The organism is Terriglobales bacterium (assembly GCA_035624475.1).
Classification (GTDB): domain Bacteria; phylum Acidobacteriota; class Terriglobia; order Terriglobales; family Acidobacteriaceae; genus DASPRL01.
In genome coordinates this window covers 1-9,022 of sequence record DASPRL010000221.1, presented here as the reverse complement: position 1 = coordinate 9,022, position 9,022 = coordinate 1, and the positions used below count along the sequence as shown (strand labels likewise).

General features: G+C 67.8%; 10 protein-coding genes. 5 read left to right on the top strand and 5 right to left on the bottom strand.

Annotated features, from left to right (window positions below):
• Both rho and VEG08_09255 read left to right on the top strand, forming a co-directional pair.
• A partial coding sequence (gene rho, locus VEG08_09260; GenBank protein ID HXZ28169.1) for a transcription termination factor Rho occupies nucleotides 1–638 on the top strand: 638 nt, incomplete at its 5' end.
• A 169-nt stretch (nucleotides 639–807) separates the two neighbouring features.
• Nucleotides 808–1,011: a hypothetical protein gene (locus VEG08_09255; protein ID HXZ28168.1), complete on the top strand. Its 204-nt coding sequence runs from the start codon at nucleotides 808–810 to the stop codon at nucleotides 1,009–1,011.
• A 15-nt stretch (nucleotides 1,012–1,026) separates the two neighbouring features.
• Here the strand turns inward: VEG08_09255 and VEG08_09250 are convergent, their stop codons facing one another.
• The 3 genes from VEG08_09250 to VEG08_09240 all read right to left on the bottom strand — a co-directional run bounded on the left by VEG08_09250 (nucleotide 1,027) and on the right by VEG08_09240 (nucleotide 4,176).
• Complete coding sequence (locus VEG08_09250) at nucleotides 1,027–2,238, bottom strand: ABC transporter permease (protein HXZ28167.1); 1,212 nt, start codon at nucleotides 2,236–2,238, stop codon at nucleotides 1,027–1,029.
• 21 nt (nucleotides 2,239–2,259) lie between these two features.
• The gene (locus VEG08_09245) at nucleotides 2,260–3,048 is read right to left on the bottom strand and encodes an ABC transporter ATP-binding protein (protein HXZ28166.1); all 789 of its coding nucleotides are present in this window, start codon (nucleotides 3,046–3,048) and stop codon (nucleotides 2,260–2,262) included.
• A 69-nt stretch (nucleotides 3,049–3,117) separates the two neighbouring features.
• Nucleotides 3,118–4,176 (bottom strand): UDP-N-acetylmuramate dehydrogenase, encoded by a 1,059-nt coding sequence (locus VEG08_09240; protein HXZ28165.1) that lies wholly within the window; start codon nucleotides 4,174–4,176, stop codon nucleotides 3,118–3,120.
• A 158-nt stretch (nucleotides 4,177–4,334) separates the two neighbouring features.
• Between VEG08_09240 and VEG08_09235 the strand changes: the two genes are divergently transcribed.
• Nucleotides 4,335–4,772, top strand: a complete 438-nt coding sequence (locus VEG08_09235; protein HXZ28164.1) for a BrxA/BrxB family bacilliredoxin — start codon at nucleotides 4,335–4,337, stop codon at nucleotides 4,770–4,772.
• Nucleotides 4,773–4,860: 88 nt separating this feature from the next.
• Here VEG08_09235 and VEG08_09230 read toward each other — a convergent pair whose 3' ends face one another.
• Both VEG08_09230 and aroF read right to left on the bottom strand, forming a co-directional pair.
• Nucleotides 4,861–5,931 (bottom strand): cytochrome D1 domain-containing protein, encoded by a 1,071-nt coding sequence (locus VEG08_09230; protein ID HXZ28163.1) that lies wholly within the window; start codon nucleotides 5,929–5,931, stop codon nucleotides 4,861–4,863.
• 80 nt (nucleotides 5,932–6,011) lie between these two features.
• A complete protein-coding gene (gene aroF / locus VEG08_09225) occupies nucleotides 6,012–7,055 on the bottom strand; it encodes a 3-deoxy-7-phosphoheptulonate synthase (GenBank protein ID HXZ28162.1) in 1,044 nt (347 codons plus the stop codon).
• Nucleotides 7,056–7,412: 357 nt separating this feature from the next.
• Here aroF and VEG08_09220 point away from each other — a divergent pair, with 357 nt between their 5' ends.
• Nucleotides 7,413–8,420, top strand: a complete 1,008-nt coding sequence (locus tag VEG08_09220) for a deoxyribonuclease IV (GenBank protein HXZ28161.1) — start codon at nucleotides 7,413–7,415, stop codon at nucleotides 8,418–8,420.
• 39 nt (nucleotides 8,421–8,459) lie between these two features.
• Nucleotides 8,460–9,022: class I tRNA ligase family protein (locus VEG08_09215; protein ID HXZ28160.1), on the top strand; the 563-nt coding region annotated here is incomplete at its 3' end.

Below are 9,022 nucleotides of genomic sequence, written 5' to 3'. Positions count from 1 at the left end.
TGATCGACGAGCGCCCCGAGGAAGTCACCGACATGCAGCGCTCGGTGAAGGGCGAGGTCATCAGCTCGACCTTCGACGAGCCCGCGGCGCGGCACGTGCAGGTGGCGGAGATGGTGATCGAGAAGGCCAAGCGCCTGGTGGAGCACAAGCGCGACGTGGTCATCCTGCTGGATTCGATCACGCGCCTGGCGCGCGCCTACAACACCATCGTGCCGCCCAGCGGGAAGGTGCTCTCCGGCGGTGTGGACTCCAACGCGCTGCAGCGCCCCAAGCGCTTCTTCGGGGCCGCCCGCAACATCGAGGAGGGCGGGTCGCTCACCATCGTGGCCACCGCGCTCATCGAGACCGGCAGCCGCATGGACGACGTGATCTTCGAGGAGTTCAAGGGCACGGGCAACTGCGAGGTCATCCTGGACCGCAAGCTGGCCGACAAGCGCGTCTTCCCGGCCATCGACATCCAGCGCTCGGGAACGCGCAAGGAAGAATTGATCATCTCCAAGGACGACCTGGCGCGCATCTGGGTGCTGCGCCGGGTGCTGAACCCGCTCTCGCCGGTGGAAGCCATGGAACTGCTCATCGACAAGCTGAGCAAGACCCGCGCCAACAGCGAGTTCCTGTCCAACATGAGCGCGCTGTAAGCGCCCTGCCGTCCCGCTGGGCACAGGCCGGAGGGCGGGGTGTCGCCGCCGCGCCCGTTCCGAACCACGTCTGCAATTGAAAAACCGCCCCAGGGAGAGTAGCGTACTGCCGCAGCTCTCCCCGTGCTGTGGGAGTGGCTGGAACATTTTCTGCGAGGGGGAGGAAGCCATGAAGGGAATGGTGCAGAACTCCTACCGGCTGGGGTGGATCCTGCTGGTGCTGGCGGTGGTGACGCGGATCCTGGTGTACTTCGACCTGGGCTGGCGGCTGGTGGCCATCAAGGTCGTGCCCCGCAACCTGCTGGAACTGAGCGTGGTGTTTTTCGTGATCTGCCTGGCCAGCGAGGCCTACGGGCGCGCGACGCAGAAGTAGGCGGCGCCTGCCGCCTCACTCGTAGCGCAGCGCCTCGATGGGATCCAGGGCCGCGGCCTTGCGCGCGGGGTAGAAGCCGAAGAAGATCCCCACCGCGGTGGAGAAGATCACCGCGACCACGATGGCCAGGGCCGAGATCTTCACCGGCCATCGCAGCACGTTGGTGATGAGCAGCGACGTGCCCAGTCCCACCAGGATGCCGATGGCTCCCCCGATCATGCTGAGCACCACCGCCTCCACCAGGAACTGGTTCTGCACGTCCTGTTCGGTGGCGCCCACGGCGATGCGGATGCCGATCTCGCGGGTGCGTTCGGTCACCGACACCAGCATGATGTTCATGATGCCGATCCCGCCCACCAGCAGGGAGACGCTGGCGATGGAGGCCAGCAGCCAGGTGAAGATGGTGTTCTGCTGATCGGCGAGGGCGGCCATGTCGGCCAGGTTGCGGACGAAGAAGTCGTCGTCGGCGCCGGGGCGGATGCGGTGGCGGTCCCGCAGCAGGGCGGTGATCTGGTCCTGGGCGGCGTAGCTGGTCTCGCGCGAGGTGGCCGAAACCATGATCCACTGCAGCCAGGTATTGCCGTTCATCTTCTTCTGCAGGGTGGTGAGAGGAATGACGATGGTGTCGTCCTGGTCCTGGCCCATGGCGGCGCTGGCGCCCTTGGGGATGAGCACCCCGATCACGCGGAAGGGCAGGTCCTTGATGCGGATGGTCTGGCCGACGGGGTCGGTGGCGCCGAACAGGTTCTTGCGCACGGTTTCGCCGATGACGGCCACGTTGGCGGCGGTGTCGACGTCCGATTGGGTGAAGGTGGAGCCGGAAGCCACCGGCCAGTCGCGCACCTCGAACCACTCGGGGGTGGTGCCGGTGATACGGGTGTACCAGTTGTCGTTGCCGAAGACGACTTGGGCGGAGGTGCCGTCGCCGGGGGCAGCCGCGGCCACCGCCGGACACTCGCGCAGAATGGCCTTCATGTCGTCCACCACCAGGGTCTTGGTGGCGCCCCATCCCATACGCATGCCGCCGCGGTTGACGGTGCCGCTGCCCACGAACAGCAGGTTGGAGCCCATGGCGGCGATCTGCTGCTGGGCGCGCTCCTTGGCGCCCTGGCCGACTCCCACCATGGCGATGACCGCGCCCACGCCGATGATGATGCCCAGCATGGTGAGCACGGAGCGCATCTTGTTGCGCGCCAGGGCCCGCATCGCGATCCGCAGAATGGACATGAGATCCATGACGTCCTCCGCCTAATCCTCCACGCTGGGCATGGTCTTCAGGGCTTCGCTGGCGCGCGGGCGCGCGCGATTGGCTTCGTCCTTGCGGATCTTGCCGTCGCGGAAGATGACGCTGCGCTTGGCGAATTCTGAGATGTCGTGTTCGTGCGTGACCAGCACGATGGTGAGCCCCTGGTCGTTGAGCTGTTGCAGGATGTCCATGATCTCGACCGCGGTGCGGCTGTCCAGGTTGCCGGTGGGCTCGTCGGCCAGCAGCAGGCTGGGCTGGTTGACGAGAGCGCGGGCGATGGCCACGCGCTGTTGCTGGCCGCCCGAGAGCTGGGAGGTGAAGTGGCTCACGCGGTCGCCCAAGCCCACCATCTCCAGGGCGCGGCGGGCGCGCTGCTCGCGCTCGGGCTTCTCGACGCGGTTCCCGTACAGGGTGGGCAGCTCCACGTTCTCCAGGGCGGTGGTGCGGGCCAGCAGGTTGAAACCCTGGAAGACGAAGCCGATGCGGTGGTTGCGGATGAGGGCCAGCTCGCGCTTGCTCAGCCCCGAGACGTCGGTGCCGTCGAGGAAGTAGTGGCCGCTGCTGGGGCGGTCCAGGCAGCCCAGGATGTTCATGAAGGTGGACTTGCCGCTGCCGCTAGCCCCCATGATGGCCACGAACTCTCCGCGCTGGACCTGCAGGCTGACGCCGCGCAGGGCGTGCACGCGGGTCTCGCCCAACTCGTAGTACTTGTGGACATCCTCCACCCGGATCACGGCTTGGGCGCCGGTGGGGGTGCGGGTCTGCAGTGCGCTTTGGGCAGTCGTGGCCATACCCCAACCCTTATTAAACCATGCCCGGGCCGGCAAGTTGCGCTGTGGGGGGATTTTTCCCCAAAGCCCTCAGGGCTGGGGCCCGAAGCCCACAAAAACAGGCTCCGTCTGCAACTCGACGCCGAATTCCTGGGCCACCCGCCGCTGGATCGCGTCCTTGAGGGCGAGGATGTCGGCGGCGGTGGCTCCTCCGCGGTTGACGATGGCCAGCGCGTGCTTGCCGGAGATGCCCACGGGGCCGCGGCGGTAGCCGCGCGGGAAGCCCGCCTGCTCCACCAGCCAGGCGGCGGGGACCTTGGTACGGCCCTCGGCGCCGGGGAAGGAGGGCAACTGGAGGCCGCGGCGGGCAGTCTCGCCGGCCAAGCGGGCGAACCCAGCGGCGTCGAGCAGGAGGTTCTTGAAGAAGGAGCCGGCGCTGCGGCAGTCCTCGTCGCCGGGAACGATGAGCATGGCCTTGCTATGGCGGATCTGGCGCACAGCCTCGCGGGTCTCGGCCAGAGTGGGTCGGCGGGCGCGCGCCGCGAAGAACTTCTTCAGGTCGGCGTACTCGATGCGGGGCGGGCCTCCCCGCGTGAGCGCGAAGCTCACGCGCAGCACGAGGTAACGGCCGCGGTGGGTGGTGTTGAACAGGCTGCTGCGGTAGCCGAAGCCGCAGGCCGGATTGCAGAGTTCCCGCACCTGGCCGTCCTCGAGGTCGAGCACCTGCACGGCGGTGATGGTCTCGGAGACCTCCTGCCCGTAAGCACCGACGTTCTGGATGGGTGTGCCGCCCACGGTTCCGGGAATGCCGCTCAAGCACTCGATGCCGGCGCAGCCGCGAGCGACGGCGCGGGCGACGAGGGCGTCCCAGTCTTCGCCGGCGCCGGCTTCAAAGACGTGCTTGCCGCCTTCGTCGCGCTCTTCCACGCCGGAGATGGCCATCTTGAGCACCAGGCCGAGGAAGCCGCGGTCGGCCACCACCAGGTTGCTGCCGCCGCCCAGGACGAAGAGCGGAAAGCCGCGGTCGCGGGCGAAGGCGACGGCCTCGCGAACCTCGGCGAGATCACGGGCTTCCACGAAGTAGCTCGCCGGCCCGCCCACCTGCAGGGTGGTCAGCGGGGCGAGAGGGACCTGCTCCAGGAGCTTCACGCGCATCCCAGCATATACGCGGCCTGGCCGCGGGGAAAGCGCCGCCCGGGGTTCCCCCGCGACCTTTCAACGAGCGATAGCCGCTGCTCCCTGCTGCGCTCTGCGGCGGCGGGCCGGGACTGTCCTAAGATGACGGGCAGACTCGACAAGGAGGACGGATGTATCCCGAGTTGATGATCATTCCCATGCGCGAGGAGCTGACCCGCCTGGGCATTCAGGAACTGCGCACGGCTCAGGAAGTAGAGCAGGCGCTGAGCTGCAAGCAGGGCACGGTGATGGTGGTGGTGAACTCGGTGTGCGGCTGCGCCGCCGGGAGGATGCGCCCGGCAGTGCGCCTCGCCCTGGAGCACGCGGTCAAACCGGAGAGGATCGTCAGCGTCTTCGCCGGGCAGGACCGCGAGGCCACCGAGCAGGCGCGGCGGCACTTCGCCGACTACCCGCCCTCCTCGCCCTCCATCGGGCTGCTGCGCGACGGCGAACTGGTGTTCATGATGCAGCGCATGGACATCGAAAATCGCGAGGCGGAGGACATCGCGGCCGACCTGACCTCGGCCTTCGATCGCTACTGCGCCAGGAGCGGTGCGGCCAGAAACTGAATCTCTTCGCCGCGGATGAACGCGGATCACAAGAAGGCCCAGCCATCGTGCTGGGTCTTCTGTTTGCCGACAAAAGGCGCTGCACGGCTCAGGGCGCGGGCGGGCGCGTCGCCATGAAGCTCTTGACGGCGATCTGGTTGGGGGCGAGGCCCACCGGGATCATGGTGAACAGGGTGAACAGGGAGTTGCGCTCGTCCACGAAGACCACGGCCACGTCGCCGGAGGCGGAGTCGGCGACCAGCAGCGCGCCCTGGTCGGCGGTGAGCGCCAGGGCGTCGGGGCGGCTGCCCACGCGCACCGTGGCCAGCAGCTTGCGATTGTCGATGCCGAAGACGCCTACCGAGTCGGAGCCGAAGTTGCTCACGTAGAGCAGGGAATTGCCGGCATTCACCAGGCCGCGCACCGGCTGGGCGCCCACCAGGTGGCTGCTCTCCACCTCGTTGGCCCCGGTCTCGATGATGGAGATGCTGTCGGCGGCGAAGTTGCTGACCAGGAGCTCGCCGCCGTCGGGCTTGAGGGCGAGGTCGACGGGGGTTTGGCCCACGTCGAGCAGGGCCAGCAGCCGGTCCGACTTCAGGTCGAGGACGGCCACCTGGTTGGAGCCGGAGCAGGAGACGAAGGCCTTGCTGGAGTCGGGGAGGATGGCGATGTCCTCGGGCTGGCGGCAGGCGGGCAGGGTGGCGCGCACCGCCAGCTTGTCCGCGTCGAGGAGGGAGACGGAGTCGCCGCCGCGGTTAGAAACCACCACCGTGCGCCCATCGGGCGAGACCCGGGCCAGGCCGGGAGCGGCGCCCACGCCCAGCGTGACCAGCAGCTTGTGCTGCTCGAGGTCGAGCACGGAAACGTTGGCGGAGCCCGCGTTGGCCACGTAGGCGCGGCGCCCGTCCGGCGATACGGAGAGGAAGTAGGGCAGATGATGCACGCCGATCACCGCCGTCACCCGGTTGCGCTCGGCGTCGATCACGCTGACGTTGTCGGAACCGGAGTTGACGGCGTACACCTCGTTCTTCGCCGGATTGACGGCCACTCCCGTGGGAGCGCGCCCCACGGGAATGTTGGTCACCAGCTTGAAGTGCAGCACGTCGATCACGCTGACGCTGTCGCTCTTGCCGTTGCTGACGTAGGCGTACTCGTGGAAGGCGGGGGGGTAGTTGGGCAAGGCTTCGCGGCGGCAACCCCCGAGTCCCAGCAGGAGCAGTCCTGCCGCGAGCGCGCGGGGAAAGAGGAGCGGCTTCAAGGTCAGGCGGGCTGGCGGACGCTCTCCGGGACGCTGCGCTGCACGACCGCAGCGATCTGCCGCACCTCCGCCATCAACTGCTCGAACTGCTCGGGATAGATGGACTGCATGCCGTCGGAGAGGGCCCGGTCCGGCTGATTGTGGACCTCGACCAGCAGGCCATCGCAACCCACCGCCACCGCCGCGCGCGAGAGCGGCAGCACCTTGTTGCGCTTGCCGGTGCCGTGGCTGGGGTCCACCAGGATGGGCAGGTGGCTGAGCCGCTGCACCGCCGGCACCACGCTCAGGTCCAGGGTGTTGCGGGTGTGGTCGGCGAAGGTGCGCACGCCGCGCTCGCACAGCGCGACCTGGTAGTTGCCCTCGCTCATCACGTACTCGGCGGCCATGAGGAACTCTTCCAAGGTCGCGGACATGCCGCGCTTCAGCAACACCGGCTTCTTGGAGCGCCCGGCGCGCTTGAGCAGGGAGAAGTTCTGCATGTTGCGGGCGCCGATCTGGATGACGTCGGCATACTCCTCGACCAGCTCGATGGACTCGTGGTCCACGGCCTCGGTGACGATGCGCATGTCGAAGCGCTCGCGTACCTCGGCGAGGATGCGCAGGCCTTCCTCCCCCAGTCCCTGGAAGGAGTAGGGCGAGGTGCGGGGCTTGTAGGCGCCGCCACGGAAGAACTGGGCGCCGGCGCGGCGCACGCGCTCGGCCACCGCGAAGCACTGCTCGCGGCTCTCCACCGCGCAGGGCCCGGCGATGACCGCCAGCTCGTGCCCGCCGATGGTGGCGTCGGAGCCGGGGAAGCGGATGACGGTGTTCTCCTGCTTGATGTCGCGGCTGACCAGCTTGTAGGGCTTGGTGACGCGGATGACTTCGCCGACGCCCGGCATCTCCTCCAGGCTGCCGGGCTCGACCTCGCCCTGGTTGCCGGTGATGCCGATGGCGGTGCGCTGCGCTCCCGGAATGGCGTGCGCCCGGTAGCCCAGCGACTCGATCTTCTCGCAGACCGCGCGCACCTGCTCTTCGGTGGCGTTGGCCGACATCACGATCAGCATGACGTGCAGCTCCTTGGCGAAATATAGAGTTTACTCCCTAGGCAAGGTTCCTGGAAAATCCGTGCCGGGGAAGTGCTTGGGGCGGCCCCCTCTCAGCGCTTGTCATCCCGAGCGCAGCCGGACAGGCGGTGGCGCCGCCTGTCCGGCGGAGCCGAGGGACCCCTGCAGCCTATGTCCCAGTAAGAACGATTGGAAGCTTTCTCCCGGCAGTGTCGGCAAGACCCCCTCAAGCGTTGCCGCTGGCGCACGCGAACGCGGGGTCCTTCGACTCGCGGCGTCTTGCGGCGGAGCCGCAAGACGGCGCTCGCTCAGGATGACAGGGAGGGAGAGGAAGGCTGCCTGCTAGAATCCCAAGCCATGCCGCGAGGAATGGCTATGAGCGACGAGCAGGACATCCTGAAGCTGCCGCCGCCCGAGCATCCGCCCAAACTGACGGCGCGGCGCATCGGCATCCACACCTCCATCGCCGGAGGGGTGGAGATGGCGGCGGAGCGCGCCTGGCGACTGGGCTGCAACGCCTTCCAGGTCTTCTCCTCCAGCCCGCGGCAGTGGCAGCCCTACGAACTGTTCGAGCACCAGTGCCAGGAGATGCTGCGGCTGCGCGCCTTGCACGACCTGAAGCCGCTGGTGATCCACACCAACTACCTGGTCAACCTGGCGGGGATGAACGCGGCCTTTCGCCAGCGCTCGATCGAGGCTTTCCGCGGGGAGGTGGTGCGGGCGCTAGCCCTGGGGGCGGAGTACCTGGTGCTGCATCCCGGGTCGTTCCGCGGAGGCACGCGCGAGGAGGGCCTGCGGCGCGTGGCCGAGGGCATCGTGCAGGCGGTGGAAGGGCTGGACCTGGCGGGCGGCGGCTTCACCATCCTGATGGAGAACACGGCGGGGGCGGAGTTCTCGCTGGGCGGGTCGTTCGAGCAGATCGCGGAGCTGGTGCAGGTGCTGCGACCGGTGGCGCCGGTGGCGGCCTGCATCGATACCTGCCACACCTACGTGGCCGGCTACGACCTAGTCAGCCGCGAGGGCATGGAAGAGACGCTGCGCCAACTGGACGCCACGGTGGGGCTGGTCAACGTGCCCGTCTGGCACTGCAACGACGCCAAGGCGGAGCGCGGATCGAAGCTCGACCGCCACCAGCACATCGGGGAGGGCACCATCGGCATCCCGCCCTTCTGGCGGCTGCTCAACGATCCGCGGCTGGCGCAGGCCGCCTTCATCGCGGAGACACCCATCGACGAGCCCGGAGACGATCTGCGCAACGTCGAGATCCTGAAGGCACTGGTGGAGGAAGGGAAGCCGGCCAAACGGAGGAAGAGCAAGCCCCCTGCGCGCTCCGCGGCGCGCCGTGTAAAATCAAGGCACCGCTAGCAGCAGAGAATCTGCATGCCGGACGCCAACAAGCCGAAGATGAGCGCCGCGCCGCCGAAGCAGGCGCCGGCCGCGCCCCGCCCGGCGGAGGAGCGCGAGGAGCGCTACCAGCCCCAGGTCATCGAGCAGAAGTGGCAGGCGCGCTGGGACCGCGATCCGGAACTGTACCGCGCCGAGGGCCCCGACTCCCCCCGCAAGAAGTACTACGTGCTGGAGATGCTGCCCTATCCTTCGGGGGCGCTGCACATGGGGCACGTGCGCAACTACGCCATCGGCGACGCGCTGGCCCGCCACACGTGGATGCGCGGCTACAACGTGCTCCATCCCATGGGCTGGGATTCGTTCGGTTTGCCCGCAGAGAATGCCGCGATCTCGAACAACACGCCCCCGCGCGAGTGGACCTTGCGCAACATCGCCAACATGAAAGCGCAAATGCAGCGCCTCGGCTTCGCCTATGACTGGTCGCGCGAAGTCACGACATGTTTGCCGGAATACTATCGCTGGAACCAGTGGTTCTTCTTGAAACTCTACGAGCAGGGACTGGTTTATCGCAAGAAGAGCAAGGTGAACTGGTGTCCCAAGTGCGCCACAGTCTTGGCGAA